The 19,137-nt window shown below is 72.9% G+C and carries 19 protein-coding genes; 1 reads left to right on the top strand and 18 read right to left on the bottom strand.

What is annotated here, in order from left to right; translation table 11 throughout:
• Positions 1-49 precede the first annotated feature (49 nt).
• The 11 genes from mihF to pyrR form a co-directional block, all read right to left on the bottom strand.
• Positions 50-373 carry an integration host factor, actinobacterial type gene (gene mihF / locus ACN20G_RS23160; RefSeq protein WP_424214731.1) on the bottom strand — a complete coding sequence of 108 codons (324 nt, stop codon included), beginning with the start codon at positions 371-373 and terminating at the stop codon, positions 50-52.
• Positions 374-628: 255 nt separating this feature from the next.
• Positions 629-1,594: a dihydroorotate dehydrogenase gene (locus ACN20G_RS23155; protein ID WP_424214730.1), complete on the bottom strand. Its 966-nt coding sequence runs from the start codon at positions 1,592-1,594 to the stop codon at positions 629-631.
• Positions 1,591-2,496, bottom strand: coding sequence for a dihydroorotate dehydrogenase electron transfer subunit (locus ACN20G_RS23150; protein WP_424214729.1), 906 nt, complete (start codon positions 2,494-2,496; stop codon positions 1,591-1,593). The genes ACN20G_RS23155 and ACN20G_RS23150 overlap by 4 nt, the downstream gene beginning before the upstream one ends.
• A 274-nt stretch (positions 2,497-2,770) precedes the next feature.
• Positions 2,771-3,616 carry an orotidine-5'-phosphate decarboxylase gene (gene pyrF / locus ACN20G_RS23145; protein ID WP_424214728.1) on the bottom strand — a complete coding sequence of 282 codons (846 nt, stop codon included), beginning with the start codon at positions 3,614-3,616 and terminating at the stop codon, positions 2,771-2,773.
• Positions 3,613-4,722, bottom strand: coding sequence for a quinone-dependent dihydroorotate dehydrogenase (locus tag ACN20G_RS23140; RefSeq protein WP_424214727.1), 1,110 nt, complete (start codon positions 4,720-4,722; stop codon positions 3,613-3,615). Before ACN20G_RS23140 ends, pyrF begins: the two co-directional genes overlap by 4 nt.
• Before the next feature lie 128 nt (positions 4,723-4,850).
• The gene (gene carB, locus ACN20G_RS23135; protein ID WP_424214726.1) at positions 4,851-8,159 is read right to left on the bottom strand and encodes a carbamoyl-phosphate synthase large subunit; all 3,309 of its coding nucleotides are present in this window, start codon (positions 8,157-8,159) and stop codon (positions 4,851-4,853) included.
• Positions 8,152-9,294, bottom strand: coding sequence for a glutamine-hydrolyzing carbamoyl-phosphate synthase small subunit (gene carA / locus ACN20G_RS23130; RefSeq protein WP_424214725.1), 1,143 nt, complete (start codon positions 9,292-9,294; stop codon positions 8,152-8,154). The genes carB and carA overlap by 8 nt, the downstream gene beginning before the upstream one ends.
• Positions 9,291-9,917: a hypothetical protein gene (locus tag ACN20G_RS23125; RefSeq protein WP_424214724.1), complete on the bottom strand. Its 627-nt coding sequence runs from the start codon at positions 9,915-9,917 to the stop codon at positions 9,291-9,293. Before ACN20G_RS23125 ends, carA begins: the two co-directional genes overlap by 4 nt.
• Complete coding sequence (locus ACN20G_RS23120; RefSeq protein WP_424214723.1) at positions 9,914-11,218, bottom strand: dihydroorotase; 1,305 nt, start codon at positions 11,216-11,218, stop codon at positions 9,914-9,916. The genes ACN20G_RS23125 and ACN20G_RS23120 overlap by 4 nt, the downstream gene beginning before the upstream one ends.
• Positions 11,215-12,207 (bottom strand): aspartate carbamoyltransferase catalytic subunit, encoded by a 993-nt coding sequence (locus tag ACN20G_RS23115; RefSeq protein ID WP_424214722.1) that lies wholly within the window; start codon positions 12,205-12,207, stop codon positions 11,215-11,217. The genes ACN20G_RS23120 and ACN20G_RS23115 overlap by 4 nt, the downstream gene beginning before the upstream one ends.
• A 133-nt stretch (positions 12,208-12,340) precedes the next feature.
• Complete coding sequence (pyrR, locus tag ACN20G_RS23110) at positions 12,341-12,916, bottom strand: bifunctional pyr operon transcriptional regulator/uracil phosphoribosyltransferase PyrR (protein WP_424214721.1); 576 nt, start codon at positions 12,914-12,916, stop codon at positions 12,341-12,343.
• A gap of 279 nt (positions 12,917-13,195) precedes the next feature.
• Here pyrR and bldD point away from each other — a divergent pair, with 279 nt between their 5' ends.
• A complete protein-coding gene (gene bldD / locus ACN20G_RS23105; protein WP_424214720.1) occupies positions 13,196-13,696 on the top strand; it encodes a transcriptional regulator BldD in 501 nt (166 codons plus the stop codon).
• Between the two features lie 225 nt (positions 13,697-13,921).
• Here the strand turns inward: bldD and nusB are convergent, their stop codons facing one another.
• The 7 genes from nusB to ACN20G_RS23070 form a co-directional block, all read right to left on the bottom strand.
• Positions 13,922-14,371: a transcription antitermination factor NusB gene (gene nusB / locus ACN20G_RS23100; RefSeq protein WP_424214719.1), complete on the bottom strand. Its 450-nt coding sequence runs from the start codon at positions 14,369-14,371 to the stop codon at positions 13,922-13,924.
• A gap of 2 nt (positions 14,372-14,373) precedes the next feature.
• A complete protein-coding gene (gene efp / locus ACN20G_RS23095; protein WP_424214718.1) occupies positions 14,374-14,940 on the bottom strand; it encodes an elongation factor P in 567 nt (188 codons plus the stop codon).
• A gap of 58 nt (positions 14,941-14,998) precedes the next feature.
• The gene (locus ACN20G_RS23090) at positions 14,999-16,117 is read right to left on the bottom strand and encodes an aminopeptidase P family protein (RefSeq protein WP_424214717.1); all 1,119 of its coding nucleotides are present in this window, start codon (positions 16,115-16,117) and stop codon (positions 14,999-15,001) included.
• Between the two features lie 72 nt (positions 16,118-16,189).
• Positions 16,190-16,963: an AAA family ATPase gene (locus ACN20G_RS23085; RefSeq protein ID WP_424214716.1), complete on the bottom strand. Its 774-nt coding sequence runs from the start codon at positions 16,961-16,963 to the stop codon at positions 16,190-16,192.
• Between the two features lie 138 nt (positions 16,964-17,101).
• Positions 17,102-17,548, bottom strand: a complete 447-nt coding sequence (locus ACN20G_RS23080; protein WP_424214715.1) for a type II 3-dehydroquinate dehydratase — start codon at positions 17,546-17,548, stop codon at positions 17,102-17,104.
• Positions 17,545-18,654: a 3-dehydroquinate synthase gene (gene aroB / locus ACN20G_RS23075; protein WP_424214714.1), complete on the bottom strand. Its 1,110-nt coding sequence runs from the start codon at positions 18,652-18,654 to the stop codon at positions 17,545-17,547. Before aroB ends, ACN20G_RS23080 begins: the two co-directional genes overlap by 4 nt.
• The gene (locus ACN20G_RS23070) at positions 18,651-19,133 is read right to left on the bottom strand and encodes a shikimate kinase (protein WP_424215645.1); all 483 of its coding nucleotides are present in this window, start codon (positions 19,131-19,133) and stop codon (positions 18,651-18,653) included. Before ACN20G_RS23070 ends, aroB begins: the two co-directional genes overlap by 4 nt.
• Positions 19,134-19,137: the final 4 nt, after the last annotated feature.

Below are 19,137 nucleotides of genomic sequence, written 5' to 3'. Positions count from 1 at the left end.
GACTGCCCGGTGACGCCCTCGGGCGCGCCGGGCCGAGTCGACCGAGGACTCAGGCGGCCTTGCCGCCGAACTCGCGCTCCAGGGACGCGATCTGGTTGGATCCGAGACCTCGGACACGCCGGGACTCGGAGATGCCCAGGCGTTCCATGATCTGCTTCGCGCGGACCTTGCCCACTCCGGGCAGGGACTCCAGAAGGGCCGAGACCTTCATCTTGCCGATGACCTCGTTCTTCTGGCCGTGCTCGATCACGTCGTGCAGGGACAAGCCGGAATTCTTGAGTCGATTCTTCACCTCGGCCCGCTCCCGGCGAGCCGCGGCGGCCTTTTCGAGCGCGGCTGCGCGCTGTTCAGGGGTAAGGGGCGGAAGAGCCACGCCTACGTCACCTCGGATGTCGAACTGTCGGATACGGACCGGCGGGGCACACGAAGGGCACCCCACCAGGCGAGCGGACGAACCACGATCCCGTGCGTTCGCTCTGGTCGGAGACTAGCGGCCTGGGCCGCTCCAGTCAGCGAGAACGGACGAAAAGTCCTGGTCAGCCTCTACTGAACCGTACATCACGGACAAAGTACCCGGGTTTTGTCCGGAGAAGCCCCCCGGATCCCGACCGCGCCTCGAGCGAATTCGTCAGATCGTGCGATGCGCCCGGCCCACGGCTTCCTCGTACGACGCGAATCCGGCCCCGGCCAGCAGCTCCCGCAGTTCGGCCAGGATCCGGATCGGCGCGCCCGGGTCCCCGAACAGGGCCGTGCCCACCGCCACCCCCGAGGCCCCGGCCAGGGTCAGCGCGAAGGCGTCCGCGCCCGAGCCCACCCCGCCCATGCCCAGGATCGGCACCCGCCCCACCGAGCCGGCCGTCATCGCCGCGTACACCTGGTACACACAGCGCAGCGCGATCGGCCGCACGGCCGGGCCGGACAGCCCGCCCGTCACCCCGGCCAGGGCCGGGCGCAGGGTCACCGGGTCGATGCTCATGCCGAGCACCGTGTTGATCATCGACAGGCCGTCGGCCCCCGCCTCCACGCAGGCCGCCGCGATGTCCGTGATCCGCGTGACGTCCGGGGTGAGCTTGGCGTAGACCGGCAGCGCCGGGTCCACCGCCGCGCGCACGGCCGCCACCACCTCATGCGAGGCCCCCGGGTCGCAGCCGAAGACCAGGCCCCGGTTCGCGACGTTGGGGCAGGAGATGTTCACCTCGATCCCCACCACCCCCGGCGCCCCCGCGACCCGGGCCGCGACCTCCGCGAACTCCTCGGTCCGCTCGCCGGCCACCGAGACCAGCACCCGGGCCCCGCGTTCGGCCAGCCACGGCAGCTCCCGCTCCACCAGGTGGGCCACCCCCGAGCCCTGGAGGCCGATGGAGTTCAGCATCCCCGAGGGGGTCTCGGCCATCCGGGGCGTGGCCCGCCCGGAGCGCGGGTACGGCATGACGGTCTTGGTGGTGAGGGTCCCGAGCCGGTCCAGCGGGGTGAACCGGTGCAGCTCCCGGCCGTACCCGGCGCAGCCGGAGGCGGTGGAGAGCGGGTTGGGCAGCCGGCCCCGGGCACCCAGGGGGGCGGACAGGTCCACGGCGGCGGGATCGATCGCGTTCACGGGCGGTGCTCCTTGGGGGTCATGGCGTCGGCGCCCTCCAGATCGGCCGGCAGGGTGCCGACCTCGTCCCAGCGCACCCGGGTCCCGTCGAACACCGGCCCGGAGACGCACGAGCGCAGGAACCGGGAGGTGCCGTCGGCGTCCACCACCGGCAGCACGCAGCTCATGCAGATCCCGATCCCGCAGGCCATGGCCTCCTCCACGGCCGTGTGGCTGCGCGCCCCGGCCGCGACCGCCACCTCGGTGACGGCCTTCAGCATGGGCATCGGCCCGCAGGAGTACACGTCCCGCGCCCCGACCTCGGCCACCGCGGCCGGCAGCGCGTCGGTGACCCGGCCCCGCGACCCGGCCGAGCCGTCGTCGGTGAGCACGTGCGCGTACGGGGTCAGCTCCCGGGCCAGGTCCGTGCCGAACAGCCGGTCGGCGGTGGCCGCGCCCAGCACGAAGGCCACCGCACGACCCGCCGCGAGCAGCTCCTCGGCCAGCGCGAACATCGGCGCGCTGCCGTAGCCCCCGGCCACCAGCACCGCCCCGCCGCGCTCGCCGGCCGGCTGCGGGAAGGGGCGGCCCAGGGGCGCGATCAGGTCCACGGTGTCCCCGGGACGGTGCCGGGCCAGCGCCCTCGTGCCGCGCCCGGCCTCGGCGAACACGAGGTCGAGGGTGCCGGCGGCCGGATCGGCCCGGTGCACGGAGAAGGCCCGGCGCAGCGGGGTCGCGGTGTCCCGGCCCCCGATGCCCAGGGCCGCGAAGTGCCCGGGACGCAGGCCCGCGCGGGCCGGACCGGGGGCCAGCAGGGTGAGCCGGTGGTAGGCGCCGACCGGCTCCAGCCGGGTGATCACGGCCGTGGCCTGCACCGGCCCTTCGGTCTCGACGGACGGGCTGGTGGGCGGGGAGGCTGACACGACGCGGCGCTTTCGTTCGGGGACGGCGGCAGTGGCCGGCGGCCGTCGGGCCCGCCCGCGGCGCGGCGGGCCGGGCGCGCCGGACCGGCGCTTCCCCCCTCCCCCATGCTCGCGCGCCGGGCCCGCCGACGGCCCCGGCCGAGGTCCCGCCCCGCCGGGCCGAAGGCCCCCGCCGACCGGCCCCCCTGTGGACAACCGGGCCCCGGTCCCGGAACGCGGCCGCGCCCGCTCCCGGGGGACGGGAACGGGCGCGGGTCACGCGGTGCGGGGCGGTTCAGCCCGCGACGGCCGTGCGGATCTCCTCGGCGAACGCGGCGGCCGAGGCCCGCAGCGCGGCCCGGTCCGGACCGTGCTTGAGCACGCCGCGCGAGACGTTCGGGACCACGTTGCGCACGGCCTTGCCGAACACGGCCGGCAGGTCGGCGGCGGTGGCGCCCTGGGCCCCGATGCCGGGGGCCAGCAGGGGGCCGTTGATGTCGAGGTCGAAGGCGGACAGGTCGCCCAGGGTGGCGCCGACCACCGCGCCGAAGGAGCCGAGCGGCTCGGCGCCCGCGTTCTCCTCCGCCAGGTGGGCCAGCATGGTCGCGCCGACCCCGCGCCCGTCAGCGCGCACCGCGCGCTGCACCTCGGCGCCCTCGGGGTTGGAGGTGAGGGCGAGCACGAACAGGCCGGCGCCGGAGGCCCGGGCCAGGTCCACGGCCGGGCGCAGTGAGCCGTAGCCGAGGTAGGGCGAGACGGTCAGGGCGTCGGAGAACAGCGGGGAGGCCGGGTCGAGGAAGGCGGCGGCGTAGGCGGCCATGGTGGAGCCGATGTCCCCGCGCTTGGCGTCCATGACCACCAGGGTGCCGGCGGCGCGGGCGTCGGCCACGGTCCGCTCCAGCACGGCCACGCCCCGGGAGCCGAAGCGCTCGAAGAACGCGGCCTGCGGCTTGAACACGGCGACCTCGTCGGCGAGGGCCTCGACCACGGTCCGCGAGAAGGTCTCCAGGCCCGCGATGTCGTCGTTCAGTCCCCAGGAGGCGAGCAGTTCGGCGTGCGGGTCGATGCCGACGCACAGCGGTCCGCGCGCGTCCATCGCGGCGCGCAGGCGGGTGCCGAAGGGGGTGGGGGCGGTGGTCATGCGGTGGCCTTCCGGGTCTCGGCGCCGACGGCCTCGGCGAGGGTGGCGTACGGACTGGTCGCGAGGCGCGCGGCGAGCCCCTTGTGGATGGCGCGGGCGTAGCAGGGGCCCTCGTAGATGAAGGCGCTGTAGCCCTGGATCAGGGTGGCGCCGGCGAGGATCCGCTGCCAGGCGTCCTCGGCGTTCTCGATGCCCCCGACGCCCACCAGCGTGATCCGGTCGCCCACACGGGCGTACAGGCGGCGCAGCACGGCCAGGGAGCGGTCCTTGACGGGCGCGCCGGACAGTCCGCCGGTCTCCTTGACCAGGGCCGGGTCGGAGGTGAGCCCGAGGCCCTCGCGGGCGATGGTGGTGTTGGTGGCGATGATCCCGTCGAGGCCGAGTTCGAGGGCGAGGTCGGCGACGGCGTCCACGTCCTCGTCGGCGAGGTCGGGGGCGATCTTGACCAGGAGCGGGACCCGGCGGTCGCCGGCGGTGCGGTCGGCGGCCTCGCGGACGGCGGTCAGCAGCGGGCGCAGCGACTCGGTGGCCTGGAGGTTGCGCAGGCCGGGGGTGTTGGGCGAGGAGACGTTGACCACGAGGTAGTCGGCGTGCCGGGCCAGACGCTCGGTGGAGGCGACGTAGTCGCCGGTGGCCTCGGCCTCGGGGACCACCTTGGTCTTGCCGATGTTGACGCCGAGCACCGTCTTGAAGACGGGGCGGCGGGCGGCGAGGCGTTCGGCGACGGCGGCGGAGCCCTCGTTGTTGAAGCCCATGCGGTTGATCAGGGCGCGGTCCGGGACGAGCCGGAACAGGCGCTTCTTCGGGTTGCCGGGCTGGGCCTCGGCGGTGACGGTGCCGATCTCGACGTGGTCGAAGCCGAGCATGGCCATGCCGTCCACGGCGACGGCGTTCTTGTCGAAGCCGGCGGCGAGGCCGAAGGGGCTGTGGAAGCGCAGGCCGAGGGCCTCGGTGCGCAGGGAGGCGTGGCGGGGCGCGAGGCAGGCGGCCACGAAGGTGCGCAGGACGGGGATCCGGGCGGCGAGGCGGATCCAGCGGAAGGCCATGTAATGCGCCTTCTCGGGGTCCATGCGCTTGAAGACCAGGTCGAAGAAGAGTTTGTACATCGCGGGCGGTCCTTGGGGCCGGGGGCGGACGGCGGGGCGGGCGGCGCGGGGGCGGGCGCCGGTCATGGCGAGGGGGACACCGGCCGGCCGGTGTCCCCCTCCCCTGATGACGATGCTTCGCGGACGGGTCAGTCGCGCGCTGCGGTCAGTCGCTCGGCGTGTTCCTGGAGCGAGCGGACGCCCACCCCGCCCGCGTTGAGGGCGTCGATGCCCTGCACGGCGGCGGCCAGGGCCTGGACCGTGGTCAGGCACGGGACGCCGCGGGCCACGGCGGCGGTGCGGATCTCGTAGCCGTCCAGGCGCCCGCCGGTGCCGAACGGGGTGTTGACGATGAGGTCGACCTGGCCGTCGTGGATGAGCTGGACGATCGTCTTCTCGCCGTTCGGGCCCTCGCCCTCGGACAGCTTGCGCACGACGGTGGCGTTGATGCCGTTGCGCTTGAGGACCTCGGCGGTGCCGGAGGTGGCCAGCAGCTCGAAGCCGTGGCTGACCAGCTCGCGGGCCGGGAAGATCAGCGAGCGCTTGTCGCGGTTGGCGACCGAGATGAACGCGGTGCCGCTGGTGGGCAGCGGGCCGTAGGCGCCGGCCTGGGACTTGGCGTAGGCGGTGCCGAAGACCGAGTCGATGCCCATGACCTCGCCGGTGGAGCGCATCTCCGGGCCGAGGACGGTGTCGACGCCGCGGCCGTGGATGTCGCGGAAGCGGCTCCAGGGCATCACGGCCTCCTTGACGGAGATCGGCGCGTCCAGCGGCAGGGTGCCGCCGTCGCCGGTCTTCGGCAGCAGGCCCTCGGCGCGCAGTTCGGCGACGGTCGCGCCGAGCGAGATGCGCGCGGCGGCCTTGGCCAGCGGCACGGCGGTGGCCTTGGAGGTGAAGGGGACCGTGCGGGAGGCGCGCGGGTTGGCCTCCAGTACGTACAGGATGTCCCCGGCCATGGCGAACTGGATGTTGATCAGGCCGCGCACGCCGACGCCCTTGGCGATGGCCTCGGTGGAGGCGCGCAGGCGCTTGATGTCGTGCCCGCCGAGGGTGATCGGGGGCAGCGCGCAGGCGGAGTCGCCGGAGTGGATGCCGGCTTCCTCGATGTGCTCCATGACGCCGCCGAGGTAGAGCTCGGTGCCGTCGTAGAGGGCGTCCACGTCGATCTCGATGGCGTCGTCGAGGAAGCGGTCGACGAGGACGGGGCGGGTCGGGGAGATCTCGGTGGATTCGGCGATGTAGGACCGCAGGCGGGCCTCCTCGTACACGATCTCCATGCCGCGGCCGCCGAGCACGTAGGACGGGCGCACCAGGACCGGGTAGCCGATCTCGTCGGCGATGGCCTTGGCCTCGGCGAAGGTGGTGGCGGTGCCGTGCTTGGGGGCGGGCAGGCCGGCCTCGGCCAGGACGCGGCCGAAGGCGCCGCGGTCCTCGGCGGCGTGGATGGCCTCCGGGGAGGTGCCGACCACGGGCACGCCGTTGTCCTTGAGGGCCTGCGCGAGGCCGAGCGGGGTCTGGCCGCCGAGCTGGACGACCACGCCGGCGATCGGGCCCGCGAGGGACTCGGCGTGCACGATCTCCAGCACGTCCTCCAGGGTGAGCGGCTCGAAGTAGAGCCGGTCGGAGGTGTCGTAGTCGGTGGAGACGGTCTCGGGGTTGCAGTTGACCATCACGGTCTCGTAGCCGGCCTCGCTGAGCGCGAAGGAGGCGTGGACGCAGGAGTAGTCGAACTCGATGCCCTGGCCGATCCGGTTCGGGCCGGAGCCCAGGATGATGACGGCCGGCTTCTCGCGCGGGGCGACCTCGGACTCCTCGTCGTAGGAGGAGTAGAAGTACGGGGTCTTGGCGGCGAACTCGGCGGCGCAGGTGTCGACCGTCTTGTAGACGGGGCGGACGCCGAGGGCGTGCCGCACCTCGCGGACCACGTCCTCGCGCAGGCCGCGGATCTCGGCGATCTGGGCGTCGGAGAAGCCGTGCCGCTTGGCCTCGGCGAGCAGCTCGGGGTGGAGCTTGTCGGCGGCGGCCAGCTCGTCGGCGATCTCCTTGATCAGGAAGAGCTGGTCGACGAACCACGGGTCGATCTTCGTGGCCTCGAACACCTCCTCCTGGGTGGCGCCGGCGCGGATGGACTCCATGACGGTGTTGATCCGGCCGTCGGTGGGGCGCGCGGAGGCGGCCAGGAGTTCGGCCTTGTCGCCGACCGGGCCGGTGAAGGAGAACTGCGAGCCCTTCTTCTCCAGGGAGCGCAGGGCCTTCTGGAGGGCCTCGGTGAAGTTGCGGCCGATCGCCATGGCCTCGCCCACCGACTTCATGGTGGTGGTGAGGGTGTTGTCGGCGGCCGGGAACTTCTCGAAGGCGAACCGGGGGGCCTTGACGACCACGTAGTCGAGGGTCGGCTCGAAGGAGGCCGGGGTCTTCTCGGTGATGTCGTTGGGCACCTCGTCCAGGGTGTAGCCGATCGCGAGCTTCGCGGCGATCTTGGCGATCGGGAAGCCGGTGGCCTTGGAGGCGAGGGCGGAGGAGCGCGAGACCCGGGGGTTCATCTCGATGACGATGACGCGGCCGTCGTCGGGGTTGATCGCGAACTGGATGTTGCAGCCGCCGGTGTCGACGCCGACCTCGCGGATGATCGCGATGCCGATGTCGCGCAGCCGCTGGTACTCGCGGTCGGTGAGGGTCATCGAGGGGGCGACGGTGATGGAGTCGCCGGTGTGGACGCCCATCGGGTCGAAGTTCTCGATGGAGCAGACGACCACGACGTTGTCGGCCTTGTCGCGCATCAGCTCCAGCTCGTACTCCTTCCAGCCGAGGATGGACTCCTCCAGGAGCACCTCGGTGGTCGGGGAGAGCGTGAGGCCCTGGCCGGCGATGCGGCGCAGTTCGTCCTCGTCGTGGGCGAAGCCGGAGCCGGCGCCGCCCATGGTGAAGGAGGGGCGCACGACGACGGGGTAGCCGCCGAGGGTGTCGACGCCGGCGAGGACGTCCTCCATGGAGTGGCAGATGACCGAGCGGGCGGACTCGCCGTGCCCGATCTTCTCGCGGACGCGCTCCACGACCTCCTTGAAGAGTTCGCGGTCCTCGCCCTTGTTGATGGCCTCGACGTTCGCGCCGATCAGCTCGACGTCGTACTTCTCCAGGACGCCCTGCTCGTGCATCGAGATGGCCGTGTTGAGGGCCGTCTGACCGCCGAGGGTGGGCAGGAGGGCGTCGGGGCGCTCCTTGGCGATGATCTTCTCGACGAACTCGGGGGTGATCGGCTCGACGTAGGTGGCGTCGGCGATCTCCGGGTCGGTCATGATCGTCGCGGGGTTGGAGTTGACCAGGATCACCCGCAGGCCCTCGGCCTTGAGGATGCGGCACGCCTGGGTGCCGGAGTAGTCGAACTCCGCGGCCTGGCCGATGACGATCGGGCCGGAGCCGATGACCAGGACGGACTGGATATCGGTGCGCTTAGGCACGCTCGGCCTCCATCAGGCTGACGAAACGGTCGAAGAGGTACGCGGCGTCGTGCGGGCCGGCGGCGGCCTCGGGGTGGTACTGGACACTGAACGCGGGCTGGTCGAGCAGGTGCAGGCCCTCGACCACGTCGTCGTTGAGGCAGACGTGGGAGACCTCGGCGCGGCCGAAGGGGGTCTCGGAGACCTTGTCCAGCGGCGCGTCCACGGCGAAGCCGTGGTTGTGGGCGGTGACCTCGACCTTGCCGGTGGTGCGGTCCTGCACCGGCTGGTTGATGCCGCGGTGGCCGTACTTCAGCTTGTAGGTGCCGAAGCCGAGGGCGCGGCCGAGGATCTGGTTGCCGAAGCAGATGCCGAACAGCGGGGTCTTGCGCTCCAGCACCCCGCGCATCACGGAGACGGCGTGGTCGGCGGTGGCCGGGTCGCCGGGGCCGTTGGAGAAGAACACGCCGTCGGGGGCTACCGCGTACACGTCCTCCACGGTGGACGTGGCGGGCAGCACGTGCACCTCGATGCCGCGCTCGGCCATCCGGTGCGGGGTCATGCCCTTGATGCCGAGGTCGATCGCGGCCACGGTGAACCGCTTCTCACCGATCGCGGGGACCACGTAGGTCTCCTTGGTGGCGACCTCGGCGGACAGGTCGGCGCCCTTCATCTGCGGGGCCTGGTGGACGCGGGCCAGCAGGGCGGCGTCCTCGGCGAGGGCCGAGCCGGAGAAGATGCCGACGCGCATGGCGCCGCGCTCGCGCAGGTGGCGGGTGAGGGCGCGGGTGTCGATCCCGCTGATGCCCACGACGCCCTGCCGCTCCAGCTCCTCGTCCAGCGAGCGCCGGGAGCGCCAGTTGGAGGGCTTGCGGGCGGGGTCGCGGACCACGTAGCCGGAGACCCAGATGCGCGAGGACTCGGGGTCCTCGTCGTTGACGCCGGTGTTGCCCACGTGCGGGGCCGTCATCACGACGACCTGGCGGTGGTACGAGGGGTCGGTCAGTGTCTCCTGGTAGCCGGTCATGCCGGTGGAGAACACGGCCTCGCCGAAGGTCTCCCCCACGGCGCCGTAGGCGCGGCCGCGGAACACGCGCCCGTCCTCCAGGACGAGTACGGCGGGAGCGGCTGCGGCTCCCCTGGTGGAGGTCGTCATCGTGCGGCGCCTTCCGTGCTGATGGTGTCGGTGGTGTTCACGTTCATGGTGTTCGGGTTCTCCGCGCTCATCGCGTTGATGGCCTCGACCCACGCGGGGTGTTCGGCGGCTCGGTCGGACCGGAAGCCCGAGTCGATCAGCTTGTCGCCGTGCGCCCAGGTGACGACGAGCAGACCGCCCTCGGTCAGTACCTTGCCCGCGATCCCCTTGTCGAGGCGGGCGCCGCGCAGGTTCGCGGCGGGGACGAAGAAGTCCGTCGCCCCCGGTCGGACCACGTCGAGGCCGGTGTCCGTGAGGGTCAGCTCGACGCGGCTGCGCACACCCAGTCCGTGCGCGACGATCCGGTCGAGCCAGTTCCCGGCGGTCGTGGACCCGTGGTACCGGCCCGCGAGGGCGAGCCGGTGCTCGGGCAGTCCGTCGGGCGCGGCGGGGAGCTCCGGCAGATCGCTCTGCAGGGTTCCCCGCCACTTCCAGCCTTGCCGCATCAGCCAGTAGACGAAGGCGATGAGGACGAGCAGACCGATCACCCACGCGATGCGCGGGCCCCAGTCGGTCACCTCGGCCGATTTGCGTTCGGCCTCCTGCGTCGCCGACGCGGCAAGGTGGATCAATGCTGGTGTCACGCGAGTTTCCCGTCCAAGACCGTCGTGCGGCCCCGCAGGAACGTGTGGGTGACGCGCCCCGGCAGCTCGCGGCCCTCGTAAGGCGTGTTGCGGCTGCGGGAGGCGAAGGATGCGGGGTCCACGGCTCCACGGTACGAGGTGTCGACGAGGACGAGGTTGGCGGGTTCACCTGCCGAGACGGGTCGGCCGTGGCGGTCGGCGACGCCGCCGATGCGGGCCGGGGCCGCGGACATGCGCTCGGCCACGCCGGCCCAGTCCAGCAGGCCGGTCTCGACCATGGTCTGCTGGACCACGGACAGCGCGGTTTCGAGCCCCACCATGCCCATGGCGGCGGCGGCCCACTCGCAGTCCTTGTCCTCGTGGGGGTGCGGGGCGTGGTCGGTGGCCACGATGTCGATCGTGCCATCGGCGAGCGCCTCGCGCAGCGCGAGCACGTCCTTCTCGGTGCGCAGCGGCGGGTTGACCTTGTAGACCGGGTTGTAGGACCGGACCAGCTCGTCGGTGAGGAGGAGGTGGTGCGGGGTGACCTCGGCGGTCACGTCGATGCCGCGGGACTTGGCCCAGCGGACGATCTCGACGGAGCCGGCGGTGGAGAGGTGGCAGATGTGCACGCGGGAGCCGACGTGCTCGGCGAGGAGCACGTCGCGGGCGATGATCGACTCCTCGGCGACGGCGGGCCAGCCGCCGAGGCCGAGCTCGGCGGAGACGATGCCCTCGTTCATCTGGGCGCCCTCGGTGAGGCGGGGCTCCTGGGCGTGCTGGGCGACGACGCCGCCGAACGCCTTCACGTACTCCAGGGCGCGGCGCATGATCACGGCGTCGTCCACGCACTTGCCGTCGTCGGAGAAGACGGTGACGGCGGCGGCGGATTCGTGCATGGCGCCGAGTTCGGCGAGCTTCTTGCCCTCCAGGCCGACGGTGACGGCGCCGATGGGCTGTACGTCGCAGTAGCCGGACTCGCGGCCCAGGCGCCAGACCTGCTCGACCACGCCGGCGGTGTCGGCGACGGGGAAGGTGTTCGCCATGGCGAAGACGGCGGTGTAGCCGCCGGAGGCGGCGGCCCGGGTGCCGGTGAGGACGGTCTCGGAGTCCTCGCGGCCGGGCTCGCGCAGGTGGGTGTGGAGGTCGACGAGGCCGGGGAGGAGGACCTGGCCGGCGGCCTCGATCACGGTGGCGCCGGCGGTGGCGGCCGGGTCGAGGTCGGTGCCGACGGCGGTGATGGTCTCGCCCTCGATGAGGACGTCCTGCGGCTCGCCGCCGAGGACGCGGGCGCCGCGGATCAGGGTCTTGGTGGTGCTCACTTGGTCTCCTCGGCGGTGGCGGGGGTCTCGGCGGGGGTGCTCAGGGCGGATTCGGAGCCGCCGAGCAGGAGGTAGAGGACGGCCATGCGGATGGACACGCCGTTGGTGACCTGTTCGATGACGGTGCAGCGCGGGGAGTCGGCGACCTCGGCGGTGATCTCCATGCCGCGGACCATCGGGCCGGGGTGCATGACGATCGCGTGCTCGGGCATCGCGGCCATCCGGGCGCCGTCGAGGCCGTAGCGGCGGGAGTACTCGCGCTCGGTGGGGAAGAACGCGGCGTTCATGCGCTCGCGCTGGACGCGGAGCATCATGACGGCGTCGGACTTGGGGAGGACGGCGTCGAGGCTGTAGGAGACCTCGCAGGGCCAGGTCTCCACGCCGACGGGCACCAGGGTCGGCGGGGCCACGAGGGTGACCTCGGCGCCGAGGGTGGTGAGCAGGTCCACGTTGGAGCGGGCCACGCGGCTGTGCAGCACGTCGCCGACGACGGTGATGCGCTTGCCGCCGAGGTCCTCGCCGAGGGCGTCCTTGCCGATCAGGCGGCGGCGCATGGTGAAGGCGTCGAGGAGGGCCTGGGTGGGGTGCTGGTGGGTGCCGTCGCCCGCGTTGATGACGGGGGCGTCGATCCAGCCGGAGTTCGCGAGCCGGTAGGGGGCCCCGGAGGCGCCGTGGCGGATGACGACCGCGTCGACGCCCATGGCCTCCAGGGTCTGGGCGGTGTCCTTGAGGGATTCGCCCTTGGAGACGCTGGAGCCCTTGGCCGCGAAGTTGATGACGTCGGCGGAGAGGCGCTTCTCGGCGGCCTCGAAGGAGATCCGGGTGCGGGTGGAGTCCTCGAAGAAGAGGTTGCAGACGGTCCGGCCGCGCAGCGTCGGCAGCTTCTTGATCGGCCGGTCGGCGATCCGGGCCATCTCCTCGGCGGTGTCGAGGATGAGGACGGCGTCGTCGCGCGTGAGGTCGGCGGCCGAGATGAGGTGGCGCTTCATCTGGTGCTCCGTGGGAAGTCGTGGGCGCTGGGAGAGGGCAGGCCGGTGGGCGGGCACCGCCGTGCTGCGGGCACGGTGGGTCCGCGGTGGGCTCTGGGCGGGGGCTGCGGCGCCGTGGGGCGGCCGGGGGCGACTAGCGGGACGCGGCGGCGTCGGTCCGCTGGCCGAGCAGTACGGCGTCGCGGCCGTCCTCCTCCAGGAGCTGGACCTTCACGGTCTCCCGCAGGGAGGTGGGGAGGTTCTTGCCGACGTAGTCGGCGCGGATCGGCAGTTCGCGGTGGCCCCGGTCGACGAGGACGGCGAGCTGCACGGCGCGCGGGCGGCCGAGGTCGCCGAGGGCGTCGAGGGCGGCGCGGATGGTGCGGCCGGAGAAGAGGACGTCGTCGACGAGGACGACGAGGCGTCCGTCGATGTCGTCGCCGGGGATCTCGGTGCGGCCGATGGCGCGGGCGGGCTTCATCCGCAGGTCGTCGCGGTACATGGTGATGTCCAGCGAGCCGACCGGGATCTTGCCGCCGGTGATCTCTTCGAGCTTGTCGGCCAGCCGCCGGGCGAGGAAGACGCCGCGGGTCGGGATGCCGAGGAGCACCACGTCGTCGGCGCCCTTGGCGCGTTCGACGATCTCGTGGGCGATGCGGGTGAGTACCCGCGCGATGTCCTGCGACTCCAGAACGGAGCGAGACGCATCGGTGGTGTGCTGCGTGTCCATGAAAAGGACCTCCTTCTCCGCCTCACGGGACGGACCTTAAAGGACGTCTGTACGGCCGGCCCCGAAGACCGGTTGGTTGTGCGACTGCAACGGTACCAGGGGGTTCGGGCGGCTCCGGAATCGGGTCGGGCGGGCGGCGCCGGGGGCGTGCGCGCGGGGCGCGCGGGGCGCTGTGCGAGGGCCATTCGGCTTGACGCGGTCACGTGACTCTGCGTAACCTCACAGTGAGTTACCAGCCGCGCGGCGGAGCCGCATGTCGTCACAGCGTCCGGGAGCGTTATGTCCAGCGAATACGCCAAACAGCTCGGGGCCAAGCTCCGCGCCATCCGCACCCAGCAGGGCCTTTCCCTTCATGGTGTCGAGGAGAAGTCCCAGGGCCGGTGGAAGGCCGTGGTGGTGGGCTCGTACGAGCGCGGCGACCGCGCCGTGACCGTGCAGCGCCTCGCCGAACTGGCGGACTTCTACGGGGTGCCGGTGCAGGAGCTCCTGCCGGGCACCACCCCGGGCGGGGCCGCCGAGCCGCCGCCGAAGCTGCGTCTGGACCTGGAGCGGCTGGCCCACGTGCCCGCCGAGAAGGCCGGTCCCCTGCAGCGTTACGCCGCCACCATCCAGAGCCAGCGCGGCGACTACAACGGCAAGGTGCTCTCGATCCGTCAGGACGACCTGCGCACCCTCGCCGTGATCTACGACCAGTCCCCCTCGGTCCTCACCGAGCAGCTGATCAGCTGGGGCGTGCTCGACGCGGACGCGCGTCGCGCGGTGGCGCACGAGGAGCTCTGATCCGTCACCGGGGGCCGCGGCGCGGTCCCCGGTGGAGCAGAAACGTCCCGTCGGGCGGTGGAACCCTGTGTTCCGCCGCCCTTCGGCGTTTCCGGGCCCCCCTCCACCGCTCCCGTCCCGCCCGGCCCGCACGCGGGCACGCGAAGGGCCCGTGACGCGGTGTGCGTCACGGGCCCCTCACACGTGTCTCGCCGTACCCCGCGGCCGGGGGCGCGGAAGGGAGCCTCAGCCCCGCTCGTCCTCGCCCTCACCGCGCCGCAGGCTCGGCTTGAGGTCCTTGAAACGGCCGAGCAGGCCGTTCACGAAGGACGGGGAGTCGTCGGTGGAGAACTCCTTGGCCATCTCGACGGCCTCGTCGATCGCCACGGCGTCCGGGGTCTCGTCGACCCAGATCAGCTCGTAGGCCGCGATCCGCACGATGTTCCGGTCCGCGACCGGCATCCGGTCGAGGTCCCAGTCCACGGCGTAGGTCGCGATCAGGTCGTCGATGCGGTGCACCTTGTCGGCGTACCCCTCGACGAGGTCCATCGTGAAGGCGTTGACCGGCGGCTGCCGCTCGTCCGACCGGGAGTGGCGGACCCAGTCCGCGAGGACCTCGCGCACGGGGACCCCGCGCTGGTCGGCCTCGAAGAGGATCTGGAAAGCGCGCTTGCGCGCCTTGCTGCGGGCGGCCACGGTTAGCTGTTCACCCGGCCGAGGTAGTCGCTGGTGCGGGTGTCGACCTTGACCTTCTCGCCGGTGGTGACGAAGAGCGGGACCTGGATCTCGTGACCGGTCTCCAGCTTCGCCGGCTTGGTGCCGCCGGTGGAGCGGTCGCCCTGGACGCCCGGGTCGGTGTGCTCGATGACCAGCTCGACGGCGGCCGGCAGCTCCACGTAGAGCACCTCGCCCTCGTGCTGGGCCACGGAGGCGGTGAAGCCCTCGATGAGGAAGTTGGCGGCGTCGCCGACGGCCTTGCGGTCGACCATCAGCTGGTCGAAGGTCTGCATGTCCATGAAGACGAAGTACTCGCCGTCCATGTACGAGAACTGCATGTCACGGCGGTCGATGGTGGCCGTCTCGACCTTCGTGCCGGCGTTGAAGGTCTTGTCGACGACCTTGCCGGACATCACGCTCTTCAGCTTGGTGCGCACGAAGGCCGGGCCCTTGCCGGGCTTGACGTGCTGGAACTCGACGACGGACCAGAGCTGGCCACCGTCGAGCTTGAGCACCATGCCGTTCTTGAGGTCGTTCGTGGAAGCCACGGTTGCGGATTCTCCTGCACTTCGAAGACCACGGGCCGGGCACGCGCGCACAGCGAGGCTAGAGCGCGAGCAGCTCCTTGGTCGTAATGGTGAGTAGCTCGGGACCGCCGTCCGCCTCGGGGCGCACGACGAGCGTGTCATCGATCCGGACACCTCCCCGGCCCGGGAGGTGAACCCCCGGTTCGACGGTGACCGGCACGCAAGCGTCCAGTTTACCCATGGCGGCGGGTGCAAGCTGCGGGTCCTCGTCGATTTCGAGGCCGACGCCGTGCCCGGTCCACGGTGCGAGGGCCTCCCCGTACCCCGCCGCGTCCAGCAGGGAGCGGGCCGCGTGGTCCACGTCGCGGTACGGGGTCCCGGGCAGCAGGGCCTGACGTCCCGCCCGTTGGGCGGCGAAGACCAGGTCGTACAGCTCGATCTGCCAGTCCGCCGGGGTGGTGCCGATGACGAAGGTCCGGCCGATCTCGCACCGGTAGCCCCGGTAGTCGGCGCCCAGGCAGACCGTGAGGAAGTCCCCCTCCTCCACCCGCCGGTCCGAGGGCCGGTGCCGGGAGCGACCGGAGTTCGGGCCGGTGCCCACCGAGGTGGGGAAGGCCCGGCCGTCGGCCCCGTGGTCCACCAGCCGTCGCTCCAGCTCCAGGGCCAGGTGCCGTTCGGTGCGGCCGACCAGGATCGACTCCAGCAGTTCGCCCAGGGCCTGGTCGGCGATCTCGGCGGCGATCCGCAGGCAGGAGATCTCCTCCTCGTCCTTGATCAGCCGCTGTTGTTCCACGGCCGACGCGAGGTCGGCCAGGCGCAGCCCCGGGGCCACCGAGCGCAGCGCCCGGTGCCGGGCCACGGTCAGGTGGTGTTCCTCCACGGCCAGGCAGTCGGTGCCCGAGCGGCCGGCGAGTTCGGCGACGGCGGCCACCGCCGGGTCCGCGGCCGGTCCGCCGGCCTCGACGATCCGGAGCCGCTCGTCGGGCCGGGCCTGGTCGGGTTCGGGGGTCACGGGCCGGCCGGGCGTGCGGAACAGCACGTCGTCGGTGTCCGGGCCGAGCAGCAGGACGGCGTGGGCCGGCGCGGCGCCCGCGAGGTAGCGGACGTTGGCCGGACGCGTGATCAACGCGGCCGAGGAGCCCGCGGCGGCGCAGCGGTCACGGAGCAGGGCCCGACGGGCCGCGTACACGTCTGACATGTGACCGAGCCTACGAGCGGGGCGCCGGTCCGGCGCGTCGGGCGGGTCCGTGCGGGGTGCGCGGGGGCCCGGTCAGAAGGCCGACGGGCCGGCCGCCAGGGACCGGGCCAGGGCCTCGTCCAGGGCCCGCGCCGTCTCCGGCACGGTCAGGCGGGAGTTGTCGATGATCGGCAGCCCCGATCCGTACCAGCCGGCCATCCGGCCGTGGATCCGGGCCACCTCCTCGTCGGAGAGCCGCCGGTTGCCCTTGCGGGCCGCGTTGCGCTCCAGCACCACGTCGAGGCCGGGCAGCAGCACCACGGGCAGCAGGGCCGGTCCCACGTGTCGCTTCCAACCGCCGAGCCCGATCACCGGGCGGTCGGGGAAGACGGCGTCGTCGAGGATGCAGGAGATGCCGTTGGCGAGGTAGTTGCGGGCCGCGAACCCGCAGGTGCGCCGGGCCAGCCGGTACTGGGCCTCGGAGTGGTCGTTCCAGCCCGCCTGCGGGTCGGCGAACCCGCTGCGCACCCATTCGCGCACGTCGTCGAGGCTGACGTGGGCGGTGGCCACCGGCCGGCGTTCGGCCCAGTGCCGCGCCACGGTGGTCTTGCCGGCGCCGGCCGGGCCGATCAGCAGCACGGCCAGGGTGGTGGCCCCGGTGGCGAAACCGGCGGGCACCGGCGCGGGCAGCGGCACCTGCCCGGTGACGGTTCCGCTGGGCGGGCCGGGCGGCACGGGGGCCAGTGGCAGGGTCTGCGGATCCGTCTCGCCCCGGCCGGGACCGGGGTGCGCGTGGGGCGTCCGGGCCCCGATCGGCGCGCCCGGGTGTGAGAGGGGGCCGCGCCCGCCGCCCGCTGCCTGGTGCATGTCCCGCGTCTCCGTTTCCGTTCGCTCCCGCGGCCCTGCGGACCGATGCGAGAACGTTATACGCCGCGCGGCCCGGCCGGCGCACCGACGGGGTCCGGGGCCCGGGGAGCGCGTGCTCCCCGGGCCCCGCCCCGCGGCTCAGTCCTCGGCCGCGATCTCCTCGGCCAGGGCGCGCAGGGCCAGCCGGTAGGAGCCGATGCCGAAGCCGGCGACCGTGCCGGTGGCCACGGCGGCGATCACCGAGGTGTGCCGGAACGCCTCGCGGGCGTACGGGTTGGAGATGTGCACCTCGATCAGCGGGGCGGTGCGCTGGGCCGCCGCGTCCCGCATCGCGTACGAGTAGTGCGTGAAGGCGCCCGGGTTGATGACCACGGGGATCCGCTCGTCGGCCGCGGTGTGCAGCCAGCGGACGAGTTCGCCCTCGTCGTTGGTCTCGCGGACCTCCACGGCGAAGCCGAGTTCGGCGCCCAGCTTGCCGCACGCCTCGACCAGGCCGGCGTAGCTGGTGGCCCCGTACACATCGGGTTCGCGGGAGCCGAGCCGGCCCAGGTTGGGCCCGTTGAGGACCCAGACCGGGCGGCTCACGCGGACACCTCGCCGTAGGCGGCGACCAGCAGGGCCGGGTCGGGGCCCTCCAGCACGGTCGGCTTGCCGAGGGCGTCGAGCACGATGAAGCGCAGTCGGTCGCCGCGGGACTTCTTGTCCACCTTCATGGTCTCCAGCAACTTGGGCCACTGGTCGCCGCGGTAGGTGAGCGGCAGGCCCACGGAGGCCAGGACGGCGCGGTGCCGGTCGGCGGTGGCGTCGTCGAGCCGGCCGGCCAGCCGGCCCAGTTCGGCGGCGAAGACCATGCCGACGGAGACGGCGGCGCCGTGGCGCCACTTGTAGCGCTCGTTCTTCTCGATGGCGTGCGCGAGGGTGTGCCCGTAGTTGAGGATCTCGCGCAGCCCCGACTCCTTGAGGTCGCTGCCGACCACGTCGGCCTTGACCCGGATGGAGCGCGTGATCAGCTCGGCGGTGTGCGGGCCGGCGGGGGTGCGGGCGGCCTCCGGGTCGGCCTCGATCAGGTCGAGGATCACCGGGTCCACGATGAAACCGGCCTTGATGATCTCGGCCAGTCCGCTGACGTAGTCGTGGACCCCGAGGGATTCGAGGGCCACCAGGTCGCAGAGCACCCCGGCGGGCGGGTGGAAGGCGCCGACGAGGTTCTTGCCCTCGGCGGTGTTGATGCCGGTCTTGCCGCCGACCGCCGCGTCCACCATGGCCAGCACGGTGGTGGGCACGGCGATCCAGCGGACCCCGCGCAGCCAGCTCGCCGCGACGAACCCGGCGAGGTCGGTGGTGGCGCCGCCGCCCACGCCGACGATCACGTCGGTGCGGGTGAAGCCGGACTGGCCCAGCGCCTTCCAGCAGTAGGCCGCGACCTCGACGGTCTTGGCCTCCTCGGCGTTGGGGACCTGGATGGCGACGGCCTCGTAGCCCTGTCCGGCGAGGTCGTCGCGCAGCGCCTCGCCGGTCTCGGCCAGGGCCTCGGGGTGGATCACGGCCACGCGGCGGGCGGCGGTGCCGATCAGGCCGCCGAGTTCGCCGAGCAGGTGCCGGCCGACGAGCACCTCGTACGGGTCCGTGCCGGCGCTGCCGGGCACGTGGATCCGGGTGACGGCGCCGTCGGCGGCGTGCGGGTCGGTCATGAGTGCTTCAGCTCCAGTGCGTCGAGGACGGCCTCGGCCACCTCGTCGGGGGTGCGGTCGTCGGTGGCCACGACCACCCGGGCCACCTCGGTGTACAGGTGCCGGCGGGCCTCCATCAGCTCGCGCCACTGCCGGCGCGGGTTGACGGCGAGCAGCGGACGGGCCGCGCCGAGGCCGACCCGGCGCACCGCCTCGTCCACGTCCATCGACAGGTAGACCACGGGCAGGCCGGCCAGCAGGGCGCGGGTGTCGGCGTCGAGGACGGCGCCGCCGCCGAGCGCGAGGACCCCCGCGTGCTCGGCGACCGCGCGGGCCACGGCGGCCCGCTCCAGCTCGCGGAAGTACGGTTCGCCCTCGTCCACGAAGAGGTCGGAGATCGGGCGGCCCTCGGCGCGCACGATGTCCTCGTCGGTGTCCCGGTAGGAGACCCCGAGGCGGTCGGCGAGGAGGGCGCCCACCGTGGACTTGCCGGCGCCCATGGGG

Source organism: Streptomyces dryopteridis (genome assembly GCF_049606955.1).
Classification (GTDB): domain Bacteria; phylum Actinomycetota; class Actinomycetes; order Streptomycetales; family Streptomycetaceae; genus Streptomyces.
The sequence above is the reverse complement of the archived record's forward strand: the minus strand, read 5'-3'. Positions and strand labels throughout refer to the sequence as shown.